Raw genomic sequence first — 22,012 nt, 5'->3', positions numbered from 1 at the left:
AAAGGGGAAATTATGACACTTCTTAAGTTTGAAATGAAAAGAAACCGGACCTCGCTGGCAGTCTGGGCAGCGGCGATTGCGCTGCTCCTTATGATCTGCCTGATCATATTTCCAGATATGAAAGATCAGGTAAACGAACTGAACGCAGCCTTTTCTTCGATGGGCGGATTTACACAGGCCTTTGGAATGGACCGTCTGAACTTCGGAGAACTTATGGGATTCTACGGGCTGGAATGCGGCAATATTCTCGGTATCGGAGGTGCTTTCTTTGCTGCGTATATCGGTATAACCGCGCTCGCTGACGAAGAAAAAAATCATACTGCGGAGTACCTTTTCACACACCCTGTCAACCGCAGCCGCATTGTATTTGAAAAACTGCTTCGCATCCTGCTGCAGATTCTCATCCTGAATGCCGTCTGCATCCTGACCGCGCTTATTGTCACTGCTGCCATAGGCGAAAGATTTCAGATGAACGAGTTTCTTCTGCTGCACCTGGCCTATCTTCTGCTTCAGACAGAAATAGCCGCTGTCTGTTTCTGTATCTCCGCGTTCCTCAGGAAAAGCGGGATTGGTATCGGACTGGGGCTGGCCGCAGTCCTCTATTTTCTGAATATCATTGCCAATATTACAGAAGACGCAGAATGGCTCAAATACATTACTCCCTTCGGTTATGCCGAAGCGGCCGACATCCTCACGAACGCAGAGATCAGTCCGGCGCCGGCCGCTATCGGTTGCGCAGTAACAGCCGCGGGAATTGCCGCAGCATTTTTCAAATACTGCAGAAAAGACATTTACTGAATGGAATATATTTATCTGAATCTGTCTTCTATCTTTGCAAGATCTCCCCGGTCTTCCACCCATTCCTCTGCATATCCGCACTCACAGCATATATATTTTATCAGCGGAACTCTGTCGGCAAGCACCACTGATGATCTCAGATATATGTTATTTCCATTGGCATATCTGCCGTTATCCGGGATCCTCGCAATCCTGTCCGAGCTGCACTTTGGACATCTGCCCGAATTTTTCATTTACAGCGCCTCCTTCTCAAAGATCAGGTCCATTTTACGTACGCATCCGTTTCATAACATCCCACCTCAGAATTCTTTCTTCTCCATAATGCGCCTGCTGCACAAATAAGAAATAATCAGAATAACCAGGGCTGCTGTCATAACACATATCCAGATTCCCATATCGCCCAGTCCGTTGAAAAACGCAGCCGCATTTTCCGTCCAGGATTCCGGCAGATATTCTATACCGCCCATAATGAGGGTATAGATCACCAGCATTGCTATAATCGCGATCAGATTGGCATACCTGGCCTTCTCTGACTCGAACTTCAGCCGCACCGGAATGGTAAAACTGAGAAAGATGACCCCAACTGCTATATAGAGTGTTCCGCTTATAAACCAATCTGTCAGGCTTTCGTTAGGAGTTGTCCGCAGAAAATCAGCTGTGCCCACTGCCATGCCGAAGCACCAGGCAAGCAGGACACTGAGAATCCCAAACACATATTTTCCCGTCACATAGCCTTTTCTGCTTATCGGAAGAGTAAAAAGGAAAAGATATCCGCTGTCATACTCGTCATAACTGATCGTACTGGTAGTAAAAAGCGCCAGGAAAATTGTAAAATATGCTGTCAGAAAAGAAGAATTCCCATCTGCAAAAATTCCAAATGCAGCGTTCACTACAAATATGGCAATCAGTATCTTCCCCTGGTTTTTCATTAACTGAAAATCTTTAATCAGCAGTCCTTTCATAAATCCTCGCCTCCGATCATCATTGCAATTACTTCATCCAGATTTCCCCGTTCCACAACTATATCCGGATAATTTTCCCGGTAATACTGTTTCTGATCAGTCAGGCAGGCATAGCCGTAGTTCTCCCGTCTTACCTTCAGAATATATTCTTTGTCCAGCCGCGCAAACTGTTCCTGATCCGCCTTGATCAGGGCGTAATTATTCAGCAGAACGTCGGTATCCTCATGAAGCACAATCTGTCCTTCGTGTATCATATAGATATCGTCACACAGCCCCTCCAGATCTGTGGAAATGTGGGAGCTGATCAGGATACTCCTCTCTTCATTCTCTTCCATATATTCCCGGAGAAGATCCAGCACATCTCGCCGTGTTACTACGTCAAGCCCTGATGTGGGCTCATCCAGAAGAAGAAACTCTGCATTGTGGGTTACAGCCGCGATTACCTTTAATTTTGCCTTCATTCCGGTGGAGAAATCTTTGATCATCTTATTCTCCGGAACACTGAACTTTCTGCAGATATTTCTGAATTTCCCCTCATCAAAATCCGGGTACATTGCTCTGAGCACCGGGATAATATCTTTCACCCGCAGATAACCGCTGAACCCGGAATTAGTCAGGGCGACCCCCATTTTCTGCCGGTCCCGGGCTGTCAGCTCAGAAGGAGATTTCCCCATAATGGAGACCTCGCCGCCATCACTGGAAATCAATCCCAGAACAGCCTTAAAGGCAGTGCTTTTTCCAGCGCCGTTCTGACCTACCAGACCGGTGATATATCCCCGCTCCACCTTCATGGAACAGTTCAGCCTGAAATCCCCGTACGCCTTTACAAGTCCTTTTATTTCCAACATTATCTAGTCCTCCATGATCAATTCAAATAACTCCCTGATCTCTTCGTCACTCATCCCGCATCTTCTGCCTTTTCCCACTGCTTTTTCAAGTCCTTCTTCCACTTCCCGGCGCTGTTCTTCCAGCATCCGTTCCGTATTTGCAGCGGCAACATATGTACCTTTCCCGTGAACCGTAACGGTAAAACCATCCTGTTCCAGATTGTCATATGCTTTTTTTACAGTCAGTGCGCTGATTTTCAGTTCTTTTGCAAGAGTCCGGACAGAGGGGAGTATGTCATTTTCTTTCAGATCTCCGGCTGTAATCCGGGCCTTGATCTGATCCATGATCTGTTCATAAATCGGTACCATTGATGAACTGTTGATTATAATCTTCATAAGTGTCCTCCTCTTGTTAAACAGTATATAACAGTATATAACTGTTGTCAACTGTTATATACTGTTATATAAAAACCAGCCGTTAATTGACTGTTTTCTGTAAAATATATTGTCACAATCCGGATCTCACCGCATCCCCGTCCTGTATCATCCGCTTCAGCCGGTCATACTCCTCGCTTAACATTTTCTTTCCGTGGCTTGTAATAATATAAGACTTTTTCCGGCCCTCCTCGGCAGTTCTGCGTATAATTCCGGTGGCCTCGAATTTTGACAGCATAGCATACAGGGTTCCCGGGCCGACAGTTACCCGTCCCCCGGAAATATCTCTGACCTTTTCCATAATATCCACGCCGCAACATTCCTCCGTCAGCGCCAGAAGGATATAATACATAGGCTCTGTCAATGTCTGAAACTGTTCTCTTGCCATCTGTCCTTTCCTTTCCGTATTTTGATTTTATAAAAGAGGCTTTCTTTTTCCTGCCATAGTTTTTCCGCTCTGTCTGCTTCCATTCCGTATGTGCTTTTGCATCTTATCCCTGTTCTGCTGTCTTACAGATACTCAGGCTTCCTGCAGCCCCAGTCTGCTTAAAGCTGCATGAAGCTGCTCATCGGTCAGCTCATCGGATTTGTACTGCAGCACCAGAACCGCATCTTTACAGCGGATGGTTCTCTGTCCAACCGCCCGGTAAATGCGAAGATTCCCTTCCGACGACCAGCCCATATCCGCATCTTCTCTTTTCTGTGAAGACCATACCACATCCGCAACCCATGGGTGATCTGTCTGGTACAGATAGTAGGAAAACTGCACATCTTTGTCCCCTGTTTCTTCCGCCAGTACAAAACTGCCTTCCTCCACGCTGCCCAGTATGCTCTGATTCGGTTCGTTATAAGAAGTATTCTCCGGAAAAAGGATGATAAGGAACAGACTGAGCACAATGTAACTGCCCCAGCCGATTCTCCTGATCTTTCTTCCGTTTTTTCTTTTTGGCCGGAAATAGTTCTCGGCAGCCTGCAGTCCGATGAAAAACAGAACTGCAATCAATGCGATAACCGCTATTTTGTGCAGACCAAGATAATAAACCCAGACAATTAAAACAGCCAGCGCTATATTCACAAATCCATTCCAGATCCTGTATCCGATCCGCAGGCCGTATCTCACCGGTTTTCCTGAAGAAATCCTCTTTTTCCCGGTCAGATACCACTTCAGCGTGAAAATATATTGCAGAACATATTCCAGAAAATAAGCAGGAAACAGAAACAGAATAAACAGATGCAGATCAGAAAAAAGCCAGTTTTCAATCCCTGTTTTTACTGCAGTAACCGGATAATCCACAGCAAATATTCCAAATATAATTGCCGGAATCAGCATTCTCTTCCCTTCTGCCTTCCATATCTCTTCCACCCGCTCCGTCTCCGTTACAATGGGAACTGCATACTCTGATACTTTCCGGAAAACACAGAATTTTCTGTTGGCGTCAACAAATTCCCATCCGGCTGCCCGGCAGTATTCTGCATATTCTTCGGTTTCTTCCTCCGGACAGAGATCTTTCTCTCTTGCCTCTGAAAATATTTCAACGTCGTATACGACATCTTCCGGCTCTCCCTGCTCGAAAACCATTCCCCATTTCCAGCCGCGGAAATGCCATCCTTTCAGTGCCATTCTGTGAAGATATTCTGCAAATGCGCCGCGTTCCATATAACGAAAGTTCACAAATCTGTAAGTAACTTTCCTGCCTTCCTTATTACGCATATTAATCCTCCTTCCGGAACTTTATTCCCGCGAGCAACGAGCCAGGCGGACATGCCCGTATGTCCATCCGGCGACTGCCGCGAGGGTCAAATACCCCGATGCCTGCATCTGGGTATTTGACTATCGAGTATCGATATTTCTGATTTCAGTATATTATCGACACTCGATATATTCAAGTTAAATGAAAGTTAAATATATTCCGTAAAAATACCGTTCTCTATTGACAAGTATACTTGGCATATAGTATATTTAATGCAAAGAAAACTTGGCATTGTATAATATATATTTTTCCGGCTGAAAGGGGGATTTTTCATGGAAAAAGAAGATATTCTGCTGAAAAGCAAAAATGACAACCGAAAGGGCGATGAACTGCAGGTTCAGAACAAACAGAATGCCGAAATGTTCGGGTATGGAAGCGTTATGTTTGTTCTGGTTATTTTAATGATAATGGGCAGCGAACTGGTCCGCGGAGAAGTGCAGATCGGATCAATGACTATGCTGTTTGAGGATTTTATCACTCTTTTAGTTGGTCTGAGCCTGGTCTGTGAATTCGGGGCAAAATTCTACTTCACCCGCAAGTGGTGGCAGCTTCTGCTGGCGCTGTTTTTCCTTGCCGGAATTATTGCCTATTTTATCCGCTATCAATTGTAAAGGGGTCTTTCCGAATTATGAAAGAAGAACTTATACTGAAAAATCATCTGAAGGAGGCGAGGTCTGAGAAGGGTCTGTCTCAGGCTCAGCTGGCCGAGATGGTAGGTGTATCAAGAAACACAATCAGTTCTATAGAAACGGGCCAGTTTAACCCGACAGCTAAACTGGCCCTGGTACTGTGTATTGCACTGGACAAAAAATTTGAAGATCTTTTCTATTTTGACTGAATCCACTTCCTGCCGGGACAGTCTCTGCTGTCCTGCAGGACAATTTTTACAGTTCTATCTTCTGATGCAGAGACATATACGACAATGTGGCCGCTGCAAGAAGTGTCTCATTTTCATCGCGGACTTCTACCTGATATACAAGAAGATTTTTCCCTTTCTTGATCTCCCTGGATTCTGCCGTCAGTTTTTTTACATTGATTCCCGGCCGCAGATAGCGGATATCCGCATCCGCAGTCGTAACCTGCTCGCCATGAGATACTGCGGCAGAGCCGCCTGTAATGTCCGCCATAGTAAAAAGACATCCGCCGTGAACCGAACCGATGGGATTAAGAAACTCCGGCTTCACTTCAAGCTCTGTGCGGGCATAGCCCTCCCGGATCTCCACAATCCTGACTCCGGCCAGATCTCCGAACCTGTTCTGTTTATTTCTCAATTCCCGCAGTTTTTCATAATCCATAATTTTGTTTCCTGTCTTATCTCTTTCGCTTACTGGTTTTCTTTTTCCATTCCCAGCGTTTTCATTGTTTCTGTAAACTCCGGCATTTCTCTGTCAATCAAAACAGGTCTTCCGTCTTTATTCAGAAAGCAGTGTGTTGTTGTTCCATACGCGCTCAGCTCTCCGCCTTCACTCATATTGTATATGTCATAGCGAAGAGTGAATTTTACCCTGCCAAACTCCTGAAGGCTGACAACAATTTTTACCTCGTCATCGAACTTCACACTCTTCTTGTACTCACATTCCGCACGGAGTACCGGACTCATATATCCCATTTCTTCAAATCTGCGGTACGGATACCCCAGCTGGTCCAGCATATCAATGCGGGCCTCCTCCATCCAGCGGATATAATTTGAATGATGGATAATTCCCATCTGATCTGTCTCATAATATTTGGCTTTTCTTATAAATTGTCTCATTTTTCCTCCCAAAGGGGACGGACCCTTTTGCAAAGGGGTCCGTCCCCTTTCACTCATATTTTCAGAATATTCCGACTGCATCCCCGATATTTTTTACTCCGATGAGTTTGATTCCCTGAATACCTTTTACCATTTTCAGGGATACTTCCGGCAGGATGCACGTTTCAAATCCAAGTTTTTTCGCTTCTGCCACCCGCTGTTCGGGCATGCTGACCGCCCGGACTTCACCGCTCAGACCGACCTCGCCGAAAACTATTGTCTTTTCGTCTATGGGACGGTTGCGGAAACTGGAGGCAATCGCCAGAACAATACCAAGATCAATAGCCGGTTCGTTCATCCGGATTCCTCCGGCGATATTAATGTAAGCATCGCAATTTGACAGGGCCATTCCCAGACGTTTCTCCAGAACAGCCATCAGCAGGTTTACTCTGTTATAATCCGTTCCTGCTGCTGTTCTTCTCGGCATTCCAAAATTGCTGCGGCACACAAGCGCCTGAATTTCAATCAGAATGGGTCTGGTTCCTTCCATGGAACAGGCCACAACTGATCCGGACGCATTTTCCGGCTTGCCGCTGAGCATATATTCGGACGGATTTTCAACCTCTGTAAGGCCGTCCTGCCGCATTTCAAATACTCCGATCTCGTTTGTAGATCCGAAACGGTTTTTCACCGCCCGGAGGATCCGGTACGATGCATGTCGGTCCCCTTCAAAATAGAGAACTGTATCCACCATATGTTCGAGGACACGGGGACCTGCCACCGTTCCTTCTTTCGTCACATGGCCTACAATGAAAATTGAAATACACAGGCCTTTCGCGAGCTGCATAAAGACATTTGTAGACTCCCGCACCTGAGAAACACTTCCCGGCGCCGAAGAGACCTCTTCGCTGTACATTGTCTGAATGGAGTCGATGATCACAAGCTCCGGCTTTTCCTTCTCAATCACACCCTGTATGGTTTCCAGATTTGTCTCACACAGAAGCAGAAGATTGGGAGAAAATTTTCCCATCCGGTTTGCTCTGAGTTTGATCTGCGACTGCGACTCTTCGCCCGATATATATAAAATTTTCTTCATCTCTGCCATCTGCTGGCATACCTGAAGCAGCAGCGTGGATTTTCCAATCCCCGGATCTCCTCCGACAAGCACAAGCGAACCGGGAACAATTCCGCCGCCCAGCACCCGGTCCAGCTCTCCGATCCCTGTCCTGCATCTGGCTTCATCGTCCGCGCTTACATCTGTCAGAGGCACGACAGCCGCTTCTCTCACAGATTCTCTCACCGCTCTGGCGGAAACGGTGGTTCCTTTTGTAATTCCAGTGTCAATCCTTTCCTCCACAAAACTATTCCACTCTCCGCAGGCCGGACACTGCCCCAGCCATTTGGACTCTTCATGGCCGCAGTTCTGACAGAAAAACACACTTTTCCTGCTTTTTGCCATAGCATCTTATCCTTTCTTTCATTTCGTATTACATTCCGGCTTTTCCGACATTAAAACAGGGTGGACACCATCCACCCTGCAGCTTTTTTCTTCATTAATACCAGGCATAACATCTCTGCGTCTGCCCGGACTGTTATCAGCACTTGGAAACTCTGACGTCCACGCTCTGATCTGCGCTCAGCTCTACACTGACGCTGAGCTTGCCGCTGAGATTTGTAGTCATTCTGCCTGCCGAAGTGCCTCCGATAAATACTTCATACTCGCTCTCCGGCTCCAGTTCCAGCGTAAACTGCACGTCTCCGCCTGCAGATACGGAAAAAGTCACTTCTGTATCGGTCTCTTTAAAATTTTCCACCGCACTTCCCGGAACAGACTCATATACAAACATACCATTTTTTTCTAGCTTTGTTATCTCTGAAAAAGTCTTTACTTTATAAATGTCTCCTGCAAATTCGCAATTATCCTTTTTTGTCTTGGATGCAAGCGTGTAGTCTCCAAAACTAAGTGTTCCGTCACCCTCTGCACGCAATAATTCTTTCACAGCTGCCATTTTTCATTTTCCTCCTAAGTATTTCATTCAAGACGGCTCCGGAGGCCTCCGCTGAAAGCGGATAATCAGAATCCAGTTCATTTCACTGCGCCGCAGTTTTCTGAAAAAAGATTTTTGCCGCCGGAATATCTGCTATCGCTATTATATAATAAAAACTTCTGATTTGCCACTGGTTTTTGACTGACAAATTATAGTTGAACCGCCGCGCCGGCCCTGTTCCGCGTCTGTTTATTTCACGACAAAACAGATCTTTTTCTGCGATACTCCGGCCTCCACGGTATCTCCGGACTTTATTTCTCCGTTTAATATTGCGTCGGCAAGCTTATCTTCCAGTTCCGTCTGCATAGCTCTGCGCAGCGGCCTCGCGCCGTATTTTGCGTCGGTTCCTTTTTCCACAAGCAGATTTTTTGCCGACTCACGCAGCGTAAGGTGAATATTCATCTGTTCCTCCAGACGTTTTGAAAATTCTCTGCTCATCAGGACGGCAATCTTCTTCATATGCTCTTTCTCAAGGGCGTGGAATACGATAATCTCATCAATCCGGTTCAGAAATTCCGGACGGAAGATTAATTTCACCTCGTCCATTACGTTCTGTTTCATCCGCTTATAATCATCGGAAGGATTATCTTTTACCCCAAATCCAAGCTTTTTCGGATCTACAATTGCCTTCGCCCCTGCGTTGGACGTCATAATAATCACTGTATTGGAAAAATCAACCTTGCGGCCCTGCGAATCGGTAATATGGCCGTCATCCAGCACCTGAAGAAGGATATTAAATACATCCGGATGGGCTTTTTCAATCTCATCGAACAGTACTACAGAATAAGGATGGGTCCTTACCTGATCGCTCAGCTGCCCGCCTTCTTCATGTCCTACATAACCCGGAGGTGAACCGATCATTTTGGAGACAGAATGCTTCTCCATATACTCGGACATATCTACACGGATCATGGACTCTTCACTGCCGAAAAGTGCTTCTGCAAGCGCTTTTGACAGTTCCGTCTTTCCCACTCCGGTAGGACCAAGGAAAAGGAATGAGCCAATCGGCCGCTTCGGATCTTTCAGTCCCACGCGCCCTCTTTTTACAGCTCTCGCCACAGCGCTTACCGCTTCCTCCTGCCCGATCACCCGCTTATGAAGTACTGTTTCCAGTTTTTTCAGTCTGTCCGTGTCGCTCTCTGCCAGCTTCTGTACCGGAATTTTTGTCCAGACAGAAACAACATCCGCAATATCTGCTTCTGTCACGACAGGATGAGACGACTGGGTTTTTCTGCGGAATCTTTTTTTCATAGATTCCAGCTTTGTCTCTGCCTGTTCCTGTTCCTTCTGAATCAGAGAGGCCTGGTCAAAGTCTCCTCTGCGTATGTTTTCTTCCTTTTGCTGTACAAGTTCCTTAAGAGACTCTTCCAGTGCGGTAAAGTTCTCCGGAACCTTATATCCCTTCAGGCTGACTGCAGAGCATGCTTCATCCAGCACATCAATGGCTTTGTCCGGCAGATTGCGGTCTGTAATATATCTTTTGGACATCTGCACCGCCGCCTGAAGTGCGTCTTCCCCGATTTCTACACGGTGATGTGTTTCATATCTTGTCTTCAGCCCCCTCAGAATATCAAGACATTCGTCTTTTGTCGGCTCTTCCACGGACACCGGCTGGAAACGACGCTCCAGTGCTGCATCTTTTTCAATATATTTCCTGTATTCTGAAATTGTAGTTGCTCCGACCAGCTGCATTTCACCCCGGGCAAGAGACGGTTTTAATATACTGGAAGCGTCAATGGCCCCTTCCGCTCCTCCCGCACCGATCATGGTGTGAATTTCATCCAGGAAAAGAATCACATTTCCCGCGGAAATCACCTCAGAAATCAAACCTTTCATGCGTTCCTCGAATTCCCCTCTGTACTTGGAACCCGCAATAAGTCCGGGCAGATCCAGGGTCAGAATTCTTTTATCTTTCATAGACTCCGGTACCATTCCGGAGGCAATCCTCTGGGCGAGTCCTTCCACCACAGCCGTCTTTCCCACACCGGGCTCCCCGGTCAGGCAGGGATTATTCTTTGTTCTCCGGCTCAGGATCTGCATCAGACGGTACATTTCCTTTTCCCGTCCGATCACCGGATCCAGTCTGCCTTCTTCAGCCTTGCGTGTCATATCTGTACAGAACTGTTCCATCATAGTGCCGCCTTTGGCTGTCTCCTGCAGCTCATCCTGATATTCTTTCGGATCAACACCGGCGGCAGTCATAATATCTTCAAAAATCTTCTGCAGATTAATATTAAGGGTAATCAAAATCTTGGCAGCCACACAGTCCACATCCCGGATTATGGCAAGAAGAAGATGCTCTGTCCCTATCTCGGAGCAGTGAAGCCGGACCGCCTCTTTCTCGCTTCCCTCCAGAATAGACTCAAAACGGGGACTCTCCTTCGGCTTTACACTGTCCAGAACATCCCCTGAGGGAGCGATCAGTTCATCCATCAGATGAAGAATCTTTTCTTCTTCAACACCATTTTTAGCAAGGATCTGTCCTGCCACACCACTGTATTCCCTGCGCAGTCCCAACAGAAGATGCTCACTCCCTATATAGGGATGTTTCATCTCTCTTGCAGTCCTGCCCGCGGCACGGATTGCCTCATCCGCCTGTTTGGTATATGATAAACGCATAAATTCCTCCTGTTGTCTGTTTTATATTCTCATGCCAGACACTTTTTAATATAAAATCTTATTCAATCCCGCAGTCTTCATCGTTTTTTATTCGTAATCATCAAATATTTCATCAACAAGTTCATGTACTTCCTGCCGTGAAATATTCTTGCAGCATCCCCGGGCAAGAACAATTTTAAGCTGGCGTCTCATTTCTTCCAGCTCTTCCATTTTATCAATATCCAGAGCAATTACCGCGCCCCGTCTCTTGTCCAGGCTGATATATCCTTCTCTTTTCAGCACACTGTAAGCCTTATTTACAGTGTGCATATTTACACCGATCCGGTCGGCCAGCTGACGGACGGACGGAAGAGAATCTCCTTCCTGTATCACAGAAGTCGCAATTCCCATAATAATCTGATTGCAGAGCTGAATGTATATTGCCTCGTCACTGTTAAAATCAACTTCAATTAACATAACAGCAAGCTCCTTTCTCTGGCGTGTTATAGACATAATAGCACAGACATCCCCGACTGGCAAGACAATTCGTTAGGTTAGAATCGATGATGGTGTAAACGAAAAAGCAGTTTATAAACTTTACAGTAAACTGCCCCTTCGTTTGCACCATTTTCGATTTGACCTAATTGAACAAAGTAAGCGGCCGGGCAACCAGTCTCTATGGATTTTTAATCTTTTGCTTCTGACGCTGATTATACCAGGGCGCTAGAAAAGATTCCTTTTCTGAATCTACAGTAATTAGCCATTTTCTGATTAATGGGCACAACAACAAAACCTCAAACGTTGAGGCTGAAAAAATATGAAAGAATGATATACTTAACACCTTTGAGGAATTTTAAGCTGTGGTTTCCCCATGCGTCCACCGCAGACTTTACATACGCAGATATTTATGCCATAAAGCAGCTCCAATACCTCTGGCATCTCTTTATTCTTTAGTCTGGAAAGATATTTCTTGCATCCGAGGAGATTTCGGCATAAAGTAAGCTTTTTACCTTTGCTGCGGGAGCAGAGCAGTCCATAATGCCGGATCCGGACAAATCCCTTTGGAGGAACATGCATCAAAAAACGCCGGATAAACTCAACTCCTGACAGAGTCAGATCTTTCCACTTCCCTTCATTCCGGTAATCCTTCACGGAAAAAGTTACGGTTTCTTCATCCACGCGGATGATCCGATGGTTGCTGACCGCAATGCGGTGGGTATATTTCCCGAGATATTTGATTACGGATTGGGCGCCATGAAATGTCTTTTTACAATAAGGAACCCATTCTGTACCATAACAGGCATCCAGCAGTTCCCTGAAGGCATAATGGTTACGGAATTTTTCGGCAGTACCATGAAAAACCAGCTTGCTCGCTTCCCATAGCTTTTTTAGTTCTTCCAGATATTTTCCACGAAATACTTTGGAAATGATCTGGACAGGAAGGAAGAAGCTTTCTCCGTTGTCTTTCCACTGATTGTCAGAAGTCAGGCCGCCACCAAGCAGAATGGCATGGATATGAGGATGAAAGTTCATCTCAGATCCCCATGTATGGAGAATGAAAATGTATCCAGCCTTTGCACCAAGATGTTTCGGATCTGCCGTCAGATCGCGGAGCGTTGCAGACGCTGCATAGTATAAGGCGTCATAAAGGAGCTTCTGGTTACTGTAAATGACCGGATTCAGAAGATCAGGGACAGTAAAAACCAGATGGAAATAGGGAGCATCCAGGACATCCTCCCTGCGGGCATCCATCCATTTTTCCTTCGGAACCGCCTGACACATGGGACAGCAGCGGTTGCGGCAGGAATTATAATGGATATGAACAGTACCGCAGTCTTCACAGATGCTGACATTTGCGCCATATGCCCCTGTTTTGCAGTTTATGATGTTCCGGGCCACTTTTGCCTGTTCGGGAGAAGGGGTATATTTCTCAAGATATGCAGGATAAAAGCGCTGAAAAATATCCTGTACTGTCGGTTTATTCATGACCGGCACCTTCTTTCCGGTCAAAGGGGCTCTGGATCCCCAGCAGAGATTTATTGCTGACATGAAGGTATATTTCTGTGGATTTGGGGTCACGATGTCCGAGCAGCGCCTGGATGTACTGACGTTCTACTCCCTGTTCCATCAGATGGGTGGCAAAGCTGTGACGCAGGCTGTGAGGTGTAGCTTTTACAGGAATCTTGGCGTCCGATACAGCCCGGCGCATCACCTTTTCCAGGGTACCCACAGACAGATAGCTGCCGGTAAACTGATTCGGGAACAGGATGCCGCGTGGCCTGCCCTTTGCAAACCAGTATTCTGTGAGGAGATCCAGACACCGTTGGGAAAGGATCGTATAACGGTCCATCCGGTTCTTCGTATCCCTCACATGGATCTGCATATTTGTACGGGAAATGTCATTATAATGCAGATGGATCACTTCGGAAACCCGCATTCCGGAAGCGTACATGGTTGCAAACATTGCTCTGTATTTAATGTCATCAACAGCTTCCAGCAGACGGTCAATCTCATCAGATGTAAGTACAGCAGGGAGTTTCCGCTCTATAATCATACGCGGGACAATAGTATCATCCCAAAGGATGTGCAGGACATTTCGGTAAAAAAAGTGGAGTGCAGAATTGTAAAGATTCAGAGTTGTCGATTTGAGTCCGCTGTCTTTTTTGGCAAGCAGGAAATCCCTGACGTCCTGGCAGGTAAGTTCTTTCGGGCATTTGCTGGTATAATTCAGGAAATAGGAAACGTAGTTTTTATAACAGTGAATGGAACGATCTTTGAGGTTGCGGATTTTTCCGGCTTCTTCAAGCTGTGCTCTATATTTTTTATACATAATGAATCCTCCATATAAAATCAGTAGTAAATCAGGTACGCTGCTTTATATGGAGGTGCATTTGTGTCATAAAACCGCTTGCCAACCAGGCGGAGGGATGGTATTCTTTTCATAGGCAGTGGGAAGGAGGCTCCTGTTTGATTGTTTGGTGTGGTAACTTAACAATACTACTATCAGGACTTACTTTCCACTGTTTTTGGTATAGAAAACAAAAAACGCTATGCGACAGCTTGCACAGGCCATCGCGTAGCGATTTTGTTCAATTCGGATTTGTCGGAGAGCTGTGAGTGGAGAGGCGTCCGAAAACACCTGGATACCAGGAGATTGGATAATCGGATCTGGAAATGAGGGCTGTGTGCTTTTGTTTCCGTTCCGCAGATAAAGAAAAACTAAAAAACCTGACGACAGGCTAAGAGCAAAATTTACAGCAGAAAACTCGCATTCGCTCAGACAATTCTGCTGTAAATTTTAACGCCTGCCGCCAGGTTTTCTGTTTTTCTAATATCTGCTCCAAAGTCACCAAAAGCACACAGCCCTCATTTCCAAAAGTCGCATCCAATCGGCGGTATCCCGCTGTTTTTGTCTTATGAGGATCTGCGTAGGGAATTTCCGGACTGAGGAACAGAAAAACGGAAGTGCAGAAAGTTTTTTGGATGCGCCTTTCAGAAGAGGGGGACAGGGAATTCTGATGACTCTGGAATGAGTTTAGAAAAATAGGAACCTGAGAATCAGCGTCAGGATTTACGGCAGGCTCTGTCCGAGCGCATGCGAGTTAGCCCGCTGTAAATCCTGTTTTTAGCTGATTCCCAGGTTCCGTTATTTTTCTTAACTCATGGAACGGAAACAGAATTCCCTGTCCCCCTCTTCTGAATCCGTCTGCTAAAAACTTTTTTCCTTCCGAATTCTGCGTTTTTCTCCGGAGATTCCCTTCGACAAATCCGATTTTCACTTCTTATCCTTCGGAAAGAGCATTTCAATTCTGGTTCCTTTTCCGGGTACACTGTCTACACTGACTTTTGCTCCATGCAACAGCGCTCCGTGCTTGACGATTGAAAGTCCCAGTCCTGTGCCGCCCCGCTCTTTGGAGTGGCTTTTGTCTACACGGTAGAAACGCTCGAAAATACGTTCCTGATGTTCTTTTGGAATTCCGATTCCGGTGTCGGAAACACTGACTTTCGGGCCTTCCAGGGTATTACCGACCCAGACGGACACCCGTCCGCCTTCATTATTATACTTAATGGCATTTTCGCATACATTATAAACCATTTCATCCAGGATCTGCCGGATGCCATAGCATTCCACCGATTCGCCTGTCACTTCCATTCTTATGTGTTTCTGTGATACCTGAGGCGAAAGCCGGCTTACAATTTCTCTGGTCAGTTCATAAAGATCTACTTCTTCTTTTTCAAGCTCAACGGATTCTTCGTCCAGTTTTGACAGTTTAATAATATCTTCCACAAGTGTAATCAGCCTTCTGGCCTCCTTGTAAATTCTCTCTGAAAAAACCGGAATATCAGCCGGACGTACCATGCCGTTTTTCATTATCTCTGCATATCCGGAAATAGACGTAAGCGGTGTCTTCAGCTCGTGAGATACATTTGCGGAGAATTCCTTTCTCATATTTGAAACTGCTTCTTTTTCCTTATTCTGTTTATCCATTGCCACAAGAAGAGGCGTCAGTTCTTCATAAAGCGTATTTTCAAGAGGATGTTCCAGATCCAGCTCATTAATGGGCCTGATCAGTTTTTTTGTCTGCCATTTTGCGAGAAACAGAGCAAACGCTATCATCAGAACAGCCAGACCTCCTATCACCGGAAAAACATTCAGCGCTGTCATGGCAAGGTTATCCATGGATTTGGCAACACGCAGTACTGTTCCATTATCAAGAAGAACTGCGTAATAATAGAGTTCCCTGCCCAAAGTGTTCGACATTCTCACCGATTCCCCGGTACCGGAGGCCAATGCCTCTTTTACCTCCTGCCGTGCTCCATGATTTTCCATATCCTCTTCTTCGCTGGAAGAATCATAAAGCACATTTCCTGAATCATCAATCTGTGTCACTCGTGTTCCTTCATCTACCTGCGACAATTTTTCAAGATAGCCGGATCCCGAAATATTCACTGCCGTACAGATATACTCCGCCTCCTGCTTTACTTCTCTTTTCAGAAGTTCCAGATTTCTGTTATATAAAATAACAGACATAATGGCATAGAAAAGCAAAAGTGTTACAGCAAGGATCAGCATCATGCTCCTCTGTATTCGTTTTCTCATGCATCTCCCCCTACACGGTATCCTACGCCGCGGACAGTCTGGATGATTTCGCCCTTTTCTCCCAGTTTCTGCCGCAGTGTCCTGATATGCACATCCACGGTACGGGTCTCACCGTCAAAATCATATCCCCAGATTTCAGTGAGGAGCTGATCTCTCGTCAGTACGATTCCCTGGTTGCGCATCAGTTTTTCCAGAAGCTCAAACTCTTTCAGTGTAAGAGAAATCTCTTTTCCTTCAACTGTCACCTCATGCTTTTTCACATTTACATGCACACCTGATATGTCCATGTCCATACGGTCTTCAACTTTTCCGCTGCGCCGCAGAACTGCCTTGATTCTGGAAACAAGTTCCATCATACCGAATGGCTTTGTCACATAATCATCTGCACCGGAATCCAGACCGATAACCTTATCATATTCTGTTCCTTTTGCTGTTACCATAATAACCGGGATACTTTTTGTCTTCTGAGAAGATTTCAGTTTCTTCAAAAGTTCAAGCCCGTCATCGCCAGGGAGCATAATGTCAAGTAAAATAAGCTCTGGCGTATCGAACGCCAAAGCTTCCATGAAAGCAGAACCGTCTGCGAACCCCCGTGCCTTGAGTCCTGTTGTTTCCAATGTATATATCACAAGTTCCCGGATGTTGTCATCATCTTCCACGCAATATATCATCCAAACTTCTCCTTCTATTATTATCATTTCTGCAGTATGTCCGACTATACCGTCACGATCCTGCCTGTTTTTCAGATCAATACAATATCCTGTCTCAGACCGGCTGCCAATTCGGGAACAGATACTATGCATGTTTCAGCCGGGTATATCTGTTCCCTGCATATGGCAGAAAAAGCAATCAGCCCTCGTGTATAACCGCGCTGTCCTTATGCACGCCTGTAATGGAAAATTCTACCCACTCAGCGATATTTGTCGCATGATCTCCGATTCTTTCCAGATATTTGGTTACCATAATCAGATCAAAGATTCTCTTGCCGTTTTCTCCTTTTTCTTCTTTAATGAAATCAATCATCTCATCACGTACTTCCTCAAAGTACTGATCAATTTCATCATCGGCTTTCATAACGCTCTGGGCAAGCTCAAGATCTTTATTTACATAAGCTGTCACGCTGTTGCGGACCATCTTGCTTACCTCGGAAGCCATAGTTCCGATTACATGAATCTCATCAGTTGCAGCAACTCCCCTGGAGGAAATAATAATCTCCGCAATATCAGACGTCTGGTCTCCGATACGCTCCATATCTGTAATCATTTTCAGAGCCGCGGAAATTCTTCTTAAATCTCTTGCCACTGGCTGCTGCTGAAGAAGCAGTTTCAGACACAGTCTCTCAATATCTTTTTCACACTGGTCGATTTCCTCGTCTTCTTCAATAATAATTTTCGCCTGCTCGATACTTCCGTCTTTAAGCGCCTGCGTTGCTTTTGCAATGGCTGTCTCACAAAGTTCTCCCATATGTGTGAGCTGCTCTTCAAGCAGATGCAGCTGCTGGTCAAATTTATTACGCATAGTTTAACCAAACCTCCCTGTGATATAGTCTTCTGTTCTCTTATCAGCCGGTATTGAGAATAATTTTTCTGTATCATTGTATTCTACAACTTCTCCAAGAAGGAAGAAGGCTGTATTATCTGATACACGGACTGCCTGCTGCATATTGTGTGTAACCATGACTATAGTATAGTCTTTTTTCAGTTCCATCGCAAGATCTTCGATCTTAGATGTAGAGATCGGATCCAGGGCTGATGTAGGCTCATCCATCAGAAGAACTTCCGGCTCTACGGCCAGCGCTCTTGCGATGCAGAGTCTCTGCTGCTGTCCGCCGGACATGCCGAGAGCACTTGTCTTAAGACGGTCTTTACACTCATCCCAGATTGCAGCATTTCTCAGTGATTTTTCGACAATATCATCCAGTTTTGATTTGGAACGCACACCGTGAGTTCTCGGACCGTACGCAATATTGTCGTAGATACTCATGGGGAACGGGTTCGGTTTCTGGAATACCATTCCGACACGCTTCCTTAACATGTTTACATCCATGCCTTTGAAAATATTCTCTCCGTCCAGAAGGATCTCTCCGTCAATACGGCATCCCTCTACAAGGTCGTTCATACGGTTGATGGACTTCAGGAGTGTAGATTTACCACATCCGGAAGGACCGATAAAAGCAGTGATCTTATTTGCTTCAATCTCAAGATTTACATCTTTCAGGGCCTTGAAATCACCGTAATATAAATCCAGATTCTTTATACTTAACTTAGACATTTCCTTTCCCTTTCTTTTACGCTTTCGTAAGTTTTCTTGCAATAAAACTTGACAGTGCATTAATACCTACTACAAGTACAAGCAGGATTACTGCTGTTGCATACGCCTGATCCATATAAAGGCCCTCACTTGAGAGAACATACATGTGAAGCGCCAGCGTACGTCCGGATCCCATTATACTGTCAGGGATCTGTGCCACTGTTCCTGATGTATACATCAGGGCCGCTGTCTCACCAACAATACGTCCAATCGCAAGGATCACACCTGCCAGGACTCCGGGAATAGCGGACGGCAGCACGATGCGGAACACGGTGCGGAGTTTTCCTGCCCCGAGTCCGAAACTTCCTTCACGGTATGAGTCCGGAACTGCTTTCAGCGCTTCCTCCGTTGTTCTCATGATCAAAGGAAGTATCATGATTGCAATGGTAAATGCACCGGCCAGAAGGGAGAATCCCCATCCCAGAGTATTTACAAAGAACAGCATGCCGAAGAGGCCGTACACGATAGACGGAATACCCTGAAGTGTCTCTGTCGTCAGGCGGATAACCTCGACAAACTTATTTCCCCTCTTTGCATATTCCACAAGAAAGATTGCGGAAAAGATTCCGAAAGGCACCGCAATAATGAGGGATAATAATGTCATAACAATTGTATTAACAAAAGCCGGTACAACCGAAGCATTTTCTGAACTGTATTCCAGAGAGAAAAGCGACGGAGTAATGTGCGGCAGACCGTTGATCAGGATATAAGCGATCAGGAAGATCAGTACAGCAAATGTAATAATCGCCGCCAGCATCACAAGCAGCATTATAATAAGGGAACCGGGATGTTTCGCATAAGTCTTGAGTTTATCGCTGAACGTTGTCTTATTGACCATTTTTATGTCTGTCTGTTTATTCATGATCCGCCCCCCTCTTCAGTAATGCTACACTTAAGTTTATGATGAGGATGAACACGAAGAGCACAACTCCTGTCGCAATCAGTGCTTCCCTGTGAAGCCCTGTCGCATATCCCATCTCGATTACGATATTTCCGGTCAGTGTACGGATACCGTCAAGGATACTTCCGGTGAGACGCGCCTGGTTTCCGACAATCATAATAACTGCCATAGTCTCACCAATAGCACGGCCGATTCCGAGGACGATTCCTGCAATCACACCTGATTTAGCCGCCGGAATGATGACGCGGAAGATACTCCGCTCTTTCGTAGCCCCCAGTGCAAGCGAACCTTCATAATAGTGCGCCGGCACCGCACGCATCGCGCTCTCTGTTGTTCCGATAATCGTCGGCAGAATCATCATACCCAGGATAAGAGAAGCAGTCAGAATACTGTTTCCGTTGCCCGGCTTGTTTACAATCCCCGCCCTGTAAAGTGCAGTTCCGAAATCACGGATAAGCGGCACAACTACGACCAGACCAAAGAAACCATAGATAACTGACGGGATTCCCGCGAGAAGTTCTGTCGCCGCTTTCAGCGGTTTGTAAATCTGCTTCGGGCAGTACATTGCCATGAAGACAGACGTCAGGATTCCGATCGGCACACCGAAAATGATCGCGCCCGCCGTTACATAAAGACTTCCCACGATCATCGGCAGGATTCCGAACTGTTCACTGTTCGGACGCCAGATCTCGCCTGTGATAAATTTGATAAATCCGATTTCTCTCATTGCAGGGATGCCATTTGCAAACAGGAAAATGCAAATAAGCGCTACCGCAAGCACAGATGCACACGCGGCTATCAGAAATACTCCCTGCATGAATTTTTCAGTCCATGCTTTTGATTTCATTTTTTCCTCCTAATGAGCCGGGAAGACATAGCTCATATCTGCCCGGCTCATAATTTAAAAGCGGAAATCTTTTCTTCAAGAATTTCTCTGTTTGTGATTATCTTAGATAGCGTCCCATGTTGTTACATCGCCAAGGTAAATGCTCTTAACCTGATCAGATGTCAGATCGTCTGTCGGGTTGTTCTTGTTTACGATAACTGCGATACCGTCTGTAGCGATTACTGTTCCCTGAAGTTCAGCAGCTTCCTCATCTTTCAGCTCTCTGGATGCCATACCGATGTCATAGCTTCCCTCAATTGCAGATGTCATACCTGTAGTAGAGTCAGATGTCTGAAGTTCAATAGATGCGTTCGGGTTAACTTCCGCATAAGCTTCGATCAGTTTCTCCATCAGCGGAGATACAGATGAAGAACCGCCTACTACGCAGCTTCCTTCCGGAGCGCTTCCTGCATATGCCTCAACATTTGCTACCGGGATGTAACCTTCATCAGAGACAACCTGCTGTCCTTCTGTGCTCATGATGAATGCCATGAAGTCTGTTGCTACCGCATTATCTAAATCCGGTTTTACTGCTACGTTGAACGGTCTGGATACTTTGTAAGTTCCGTTTTCAATATTCTCTGCTGTAGCGTCTACTCCATCAATCTTAACAGCCTTTACAAGAGAATCATCGAGAGATCCCAGAGAGATGTAACCGATTGCGTATTCATTCTCAGATACTGTTGTCATCATAACGGATGTGCTGTTTGTAGTCTGAGCATCCAGAGTGATCATATCGTTGTCATCTTCATCAACAACACCGAACAGCTCTGTAAAAGCTCCTCTTGTGCCTGATCCTTCCTCACGTGTTACGGCTGTGATCATATTTGCCGCATCCCATGAAGAATCGGAACCGGAATCTCCACCTTCAGATGAATTGTTGTCAGAACCACATCCTGCGGCAAGTGCTGCCATCATACCTGCCATAGTTAAAACTGCAATAAACTTTTTCATTCTCATCGTTCATAATCTCCTTTTTCATATATCGATTATTATGTTCTGTGTTAACCACGGTATTCATCATAAAAGGGAAATGTTAAATGTAAAATCAGGAGTATGTTAAATCTATGTAAAATGAAAAAAGCCCGGTTTTCCGGGTTTTTGTGGAAAATCCGGATTTGTCGAAGTGAACTTCCGGTATTGAAAAAGGAAAACAGAGGACGAAGAAGTTTTTATAAGACGGATTCAGAAGAGGGGGACAGGGAATTCTGATTCCCTGTCCCCCTCTTCTGAAAGGCGCATCCAAAAACTCTCCGGACTTCCGTTTTTCTGTTCCTCAGTCCGGAAATTCCCGTCGCAGATCCTCATAAACTAAAAAAGAAAGGGGTGCTTTAACGGCGGAGACGGCAGGTGATCCAGGCAGTAGTGATGCTTTAGATCCAACCAGCTGCAGTCGGAACAGCTCCGGTTTTTTCCTGTTTTCTGAAATTCGGAATTGTCGGGGATACTGCTGACTGGATGTGCGCAGAAAACAGCGGGATACCGCCGATTGGATGCGACTTTTGGAAATGAAGGATGTGTGCTTTTGGTGACTTTGGAGCAGATATTAGAAAAACAGAAAACCTGGCGGCAGGCGTTAAAATTTACAGCAGAATTGTCTGAGCGAATGCGAGTTTTCTGCTGTAAATTTTGCTCTTAGCCTGTCGTCAGGTTTTTTAGTTTT

At 45.7% G+C, this 22,012-nt stretch carries 24 protein-coding genes; 3 read left to right on the top strand and 21 right to left on the bottom strand.

What is annotated here, in order from left to right; translation table 11 throughout:
* The first annotated feature begins 12 nt into the window (after positions 1 to 12).
* The gene (locus AC0QUU_RS06140) at positions 13 to 798 is read left to right on the top strand and encodes an ABC transporter permease subunit (RefSeq protein WP_474545248.1); all 786 of its coding nucleotides are present in this window, start codon (positions 13 to 15) and stop codon (positions 796 to 798) included.
* Positions 799 to 809: 11 nt separating this feature from the next.
* Here the strand turns inward: AC0QUU_RS06140 and AC0QUU_RS06135 are convergent, their stop codons facing one another.
* The 6 genes from AC0QUU_RS06135 to AC0QUU_RS06110 form a co-directional block, all read right to left on the bottom strand.
* On the bottom strand, positions 810 to 1,031 hold the full coding sequence (locus AC0QUU_RS06135) for a hypothetical protein (protein ID WP_474545246.1): 222 nt from the start codon (positions 1,029 to 1,031) through the stop codon (positions 810 to 812).
* A gap of 66 nt (positions 1,032 to 1,097) precedes the next feature.
* Positions 1,098 to 1,760 carry an ABC-2 transporter permease gene (locus AC0QUU_RS06130; protein ID WP_474545244.1) on the bottom strand — a complete coding sequence of 221 codons (663 nt, stop codon included), beginning with the start codon at positions 1,758 to 1,760 and terminating at the stop codon, positions 1,098 to 1,100.
* Entirely contained in the window at positions 1,757 to 2,608 is an 852-nt protein-coding gene (locus tag AC0QUU_RS06125) for an ABC transporter ATP-binding protein (protein ID WP_474545242.1), read from the bottom strand. Before AC0QUU_RS06125 ends, AC0QUU_RS06130 begins: the two co-directional genes overlap by 4 nt.
* Before the next feature lie 3 nt (positions 2,609 to 2,611).
* A complete protein-coding gene (locus tag AC0QUU_RS06120; protein ID WP_474545240.1) occupies positions 2,612 to 2,983 on the bottom strand; it encodes a GntR family transcriptional regulator in 372 nt (123 codons plus the stop codon).
* A gap of 112 nt (positions 2,984 to 3,095) precedes the next feature.
* Entirely contained in the window at positions 3,096 to 3,410 is a 315-nt protein-coding gene (locus AC0QUU_RS06115) for a PadR family transcriptional regulator (protein WP_474545239.1), read from the bottom strand.
* A gap of 132 nt (positions 3,411 to 3,542) precedes the next feature.
* Complete coding sequence (locus AC0QUU_RS06110) at positions 3,543 to 4,733, bottom strand: DUF2812 domain-containing protein (RefSeq protein WP_474545237.1); 1,191 nt, start codon at positions 4,731 to 4,733, stop codon at positions 3,543 to 3,545.
* Positions 4,734 to 5,045: 312 nt separating this feature from the next.
* On the opposite strand from AC0QUU_RS06110, the gene AC0QUU_RS06105 reads away from it, so the two are divergent.
* Together AC0QUU_RS06105 and AC0QUU_RS06100 are read left to right on the top strand one after the other, a co-directional pair.
* Positions 5,046 to 5,384, top strand: a complete 339-nt coding sequence (locus tag AC0QUU_RS06105) for a DUF6442 family protein (protein WP_474545235.1) — start codon at positions 5,046 to 5,048, stop codon at positions 5,382 to 5,384.
* A gap of 17 nt (positions 5,385 to 5,401) precedes the next feature.
* Positions 5,402 to 5,611, top strand: a complete 210-nt coding sequence (locus AC0QUU_RS06100; protein ID WP_474545233.1) for a helix-turn-helix transcriptional regulator — start codon at positions 5,402 to 5,404, stop codon at positions 5,609 to 5,611.
* Between the two features lie 46 nt (positions 5,612 to 5,657).
* Here the strand turns inward: AC0QUU_RS06100 and AC0QUU_RS06095 are convergent, their stop codons facing one another.
* The 15 genes from AC0QUU_RS06095 to AC0QUU_RS06025 form a co-directional block, all read right to left on the bottom strand.
* The gene (locus AC0QUU_RS06095; RefSeq protein WP_474545231.1) at positions 5,658 to 6,068 is read right to left on the bottom strand and encodes a PaaI family thioesterase; all 411 of its coding nucleotides are present in this window, start codon (positions 6,066 to 6,068) and stop codon (positions 5,658 to 5,660) included.
* Between the two features lie 29 nt (positions 6,069 to 6,097).
* On the bottom strand, positions 6,098 to 6,526 hold the full coding sequence (locus tag AC0QUU_RS06090; protein ID WP_474545229.1) for an acyl-CoA thioesterase: 429 nt from the start codon (positions 6,524 to 6,526) through the stop codon (positions 6,098 to 6,100).
* Positions 6,527 to 6,587: 61 nt separating this feature from the next.
* A complete protein-coding gene (gene radA, locus AC0QUU_RS06085; RefSeq protein WP_474545227.1) occupies positions 6,588 to 7,964 on the bottom strand; it encodes a DNA repair protein RadA in 1,377 nt (458 codons plus the stop codon).
* Positions 7,965 to 8,100: 136 nt separating this feature from the next.
* Positions 8,101 to 8,514, bottom strand: a complete 414-nt coding sequence (locus AC0QUU_RS06080) for an endosialidase (protein ID WP_474545226.1) — start codon at positions 8,512 to 8,514, stop codon at positions 8,101 to 8,103.
* Between the two features lie 228 nt (positions 8,515 to 8,742).
* The gene (locus AC0QUU_RS06075) at positions 8,743 to 11,172 is read right to left on the bottom strand and encodes an ATP-dependent Clp protease ATP-binding subunit (protein WP_474545224.1); all 2,430 of its coding nucleotides are present in this window, start codon (positions 11,170 to 11,172) and stop codon (positions 8,743 to 8,745) included.
* A gap of 87 nt (positions 11,173 to 11,259) precedes the next feature.
* Positions 11,260 to 11,628: a GntR family transcriptional regulator gene (locus AC0QUU_RS06070; protein ID WP_474545222.1), complete on the bottom strand. Its 369-nt coding sequence runs from the start codon at positions 11,626 to 11,628 to the stop codon at positions 11,260 to 11,262.
* Between the two features lie 357 nt (positions 11,629 to 11,985).
* A complete protein-coding gene (locus AC0QUU_RS06065; RefSeq protein WP_474543423.1) occupies positions 11,986 to 13,137 on the bottom strand; it encodes an IS91 family transposase in 1,152 nt (383 codons plus the stop codon).
* Complete coding sequence (locus tag AC0QUU_RS06060; protein WP_474545220.1) at positions 13,130 to 13,981, bottom strand: tyrosine-type recombinase/integrase; 852 nt, start codon at positions 13,979 to 13,981, stop codon at positions 13,130 to 13,132. The genes AC0QUU_RS06065 and AC0QUU_RS06060 overlap by 8 nt, the downstream gene beginning before the upstream one ends.
* Before the next feature lie 945 nt (positions 13,982 to 14,926).
* Positions 14,927 to 16,252 carry a sensor histidine kinase gene (locus AC0QUU_RS06055; RefSeq protein ID WP_474545218.1) on the bottom strand — a complete coding sequence of 442 codons (1,326 nt, stop codon included), beginning with the start codon at positions 16,250 to 16,252 and terminating at the stop codon, positions 14,927 to 14,929.
* Entirely contained in the window at positions 16,249 to 16,923 is a 675-nt protein-coding gene (locus tag AC0QUU_RS06050; RefSeq protein WP_294470053.1) for a winged helix-turn-helix domain-containing protein, read from the bottom strand. Before AC0QUU_RS06050 ends, AC0QUU_RS06055 begins: the two co-directional genes overlap by 4 nt.
* Positions 16,924 to 17,101: 178 nt before the next feature.
* Entirely contained in the window at positions 17,102 to 17,770 is a 669-nt protein-coding gene (gene phoU / locus AC0QUU_RS06045; RefSeq protein ID WP_474545217.1) for a phosphate signaling complex protein PhoU, read from the bottom strand.
* A 3-nt stretch (positions 17,771 to 17,773) separates the two neighbouring features.
* Positions 17,774 to 18,523 carry a phosphate ABC transporter ATP-binding protein PstB gene (gene pstB, locus AC0QUU_RS06040; RefSeq protein ID WP_474545215.1) on the bottom strand — a complete coding sequence of 250 codons (750 nt, stop codon included), beginning with the start codon at positions 18,521 to 18,523 and terminating at the stop codon, positions 17,774 to 17,776.
* Between the two features lie 16 nt (positions 18,524 to 18,539).
* On the bottom strand, positions 18,540 to 19,400 hold the full coding sequence (gene pstA / locus AC0QUU_RS06035) for a phosphate ABC transporter permease PstA (protein WP_474545530.1): 861 nt from the start codon (positions 19,398 to 19,400) through the stop codon (positions 18,540 to 18,542).
* A gap of 16 nt (positions 19,401 to 19,416) precedes the next feature.
* Positions 19,417 to 20,310 carry a phosphate ABC transporter permease subunit PstC gene (gene pstC / locus AC0QUU_RS06030; RefSeq protein ID WP_474545214.1) on the bottom strand — a complete coding sequence of 298 codons (894 nt, stop codon included), beginning with the start codon at positions 20,308 to 20,310 and terminating at the stop codon, positions 19,417 to 19,419.
* A 102-nt stretch (positions 20,311 to 20,412) separates the two neighbouring features.
* Positions 20,413 to 21,309: a substrate-binding domain-containing protein gene (locus AC0QUU_RS06025; RefSeq protein ID WP_474545212.1), complete on the bottom strand. Its 897-nt coding sequence runs from the start codon at positions 21,307 to 21,309 to the stop codon at positions 20,413 to 20,415.
* Positions 21,310 to 22,012 lie beyond the last annotated feature (703 nt).

Source organism: Mediterraneibacter sp. HA8405 (assembly GCF_056148955.1).
Note: the sequence above shows the minus strand (reverse complement) of the source record. Positions and strands in the feature narration are given on the sequence as shown.

What these genes read in the sequence shown, in the direction of transcription:
- AC0QUU_RS06140 (WP_474545248.1), top strand. Translation starts at nt 13, where the DNA reads ATGACACTTCTTAAGTTTGAAATGAAAAGAAACCGGACCTCGCTGGCA.
- AC0QUU_RS06135 (WP_474545246.1), bottom strand. Translation starts at nt 1,031, where the DNA reads ATGAAAAATTCGGGCAGATGTCCAAAGTGCAGCTCGGACAGGATTGCG.
- AC0QUU_RS06130 (WP_474545244.1), bottom strand. Translation starts at nt 1,760, where the DNA reads ATGAAAGGACTGCTGATTAAAGATTTTCAGTTAATGAAAAACCAGGGG.
- AC0QUU_RS06125 (WP_474545242.1), bottom strand. Translation starts at nt 2,608, where the DNA reads ATGTTGGAAATAAAAGGACTTGTAAAGGCGTACGGGGATTTCAGGCTG.
- AC0QUU_RS06120 (WP_474545240.1), bottom strand. Translation starts at nt 2,983, where the DNA reads ATGAAGATTATAATCAACAGTTCATCAATGGTACCGATTTATGAACAG.
- AC0QUU_RS06115 (WP_474545239.1), bottom strand. Translation starts at nt 3,410, where the DNA reads ATGGCAAGAGAACAGTTTCAGACATTGACAGAGCCTATGTATTATATC.
- AC0QUU_RS06110 (WP_474545237.1), bottom strand. Translation starts at nt 4,733, where the DNA reads ATGCGTAATAAGGAAGGCAGGAAAGTTACTTACAGATTTGTGAACTTT.
- AC0QUU_RS06105 (WP_474545235.1), top strand. Translation starts at nt 5,046, where the DNA reads ATGGAAAAAGAAGATATTCTGCTGAAAAGCAAAAATGACAACCGAAAG.
- AC0QUU_RS06100 (WP_474545233.1), top strand. Translation starts at nt 5,402, where the DNA reads ATGAAAGAAGAACTTATACTGAAAAATCATCTGAAGGAGGCGAGGTCT.
- AC0QUU_RS06095 (WP_474545231.1), bottom strand. Translation starts at nt 6,068, where the DNA reads ATGGATTATGAAAAACTGCGGGAATTGAGAAATAAACAGAACAGGTTC.
- AC0QUU_RS06090 (WP_474545229.1), bottom strand. Translation starts at nt 6,526, where the DNA reads ATGAGACAATTTATAAGAAAAGCCAAATATTATGAGACAGATCAGATG.
- radA (WP_474545227.1), bottom strand. Translation starts at nt 7,964, where the DNA reads ATGGCAAAAAGCAGGAAAAGTGTGTTTTTCTGTCAGAACTGCGGCCAT.
- AC0QUU_RS06080 (WP_474545226.1), bottom strand. Translation starts at nt 8,514, where the DNA reads ATGGCAGCTGTGAAAGAATTATTGCGTGCAGAGGGTGACGGAACACTT.
- AC0QUU_RS06075 (WP_474545224.1), bottom strand. Translation starts at nt 11,172, where the DNA reads ATGCGTTTATCATATACCAAACAGGCGGATGAGGCAATCCGTGCCGCG.
- AC0QUU_RS06070 (WP_474545222.1), bottom strand. Translation starts at nt 11,628, where the DNA reads ATGTTAATTGAAGTTGATTTTAACAGTGACGAGGCAATATACATTCAG.
- AC0QUU_RS06065 (WP_474543423.1), bottom strand. Translation starts at nt 13,137, where the DNA reads ATGAATAAACCGACAGTACAGGATATTTTTCAGCGCTTTTATCCTGCA.
- AC0QUU_RS06060 (WP_474545220.1), bottom strand. Translation starts at nt 13,981, where the DNA reads ATGTATAAAAAATATAGAGCACAGCTTGAAGAAGCCGGAAAAATCCGC.
- AC0QUU_RS06055 (WP_474545218.1), bottom strand. Translation starts at nt 16,252, where the DNA reads ATGAGAAAACGAATACAGAGGAGCATGATGCTGATCCTTGCTGTAACA.
- AC0QUU_RS06050 (WP_294470053.1), bottom strand. Translation starts at nt 16,923, where the DNA reads ATGATATATTGCGTGGAAGATGATGACAACATCCGGGAACTTGTGATA.
- phoU (WP_474545217.1), bottom strand. Translation starts at nt 17,770, where the DNA reads ATGCGTAATAAATTTGACCAGCAGCTGCATCTGCTTGAAGAGCAGCTC.
- pstB (WP_474545215.1), bottom strand. Translation starts at nt 18,523, where the DNA reads ATGTCTAAGTTAAGTATAAAGAATCTGGATTTATATTACGGTGATTTC.
- pstA (WP_474545530.1), bottom strand. Translation starts at nt 19,400, where the DNA reads ATGGTCAATAAGACAACGTTCAGCGATAAACTCAAGACTTATGCGAAA.
- pstC (WP_474545214.1), bottom strand. Translation starts at nt 20,310, where the DNA reads ATGAAATCAAAAGCATGGACTGAAAAATTCATGCAGGGAGTATTTCTG.
- AC0QUU_RS06025 (WP_474545212.1), bottom strand. Translation starts at nt 21,309, where the DNA reads ATGAGAATGAAAAAGTTTATTGCAGTTTTAACTATGGCAGGTATGATG.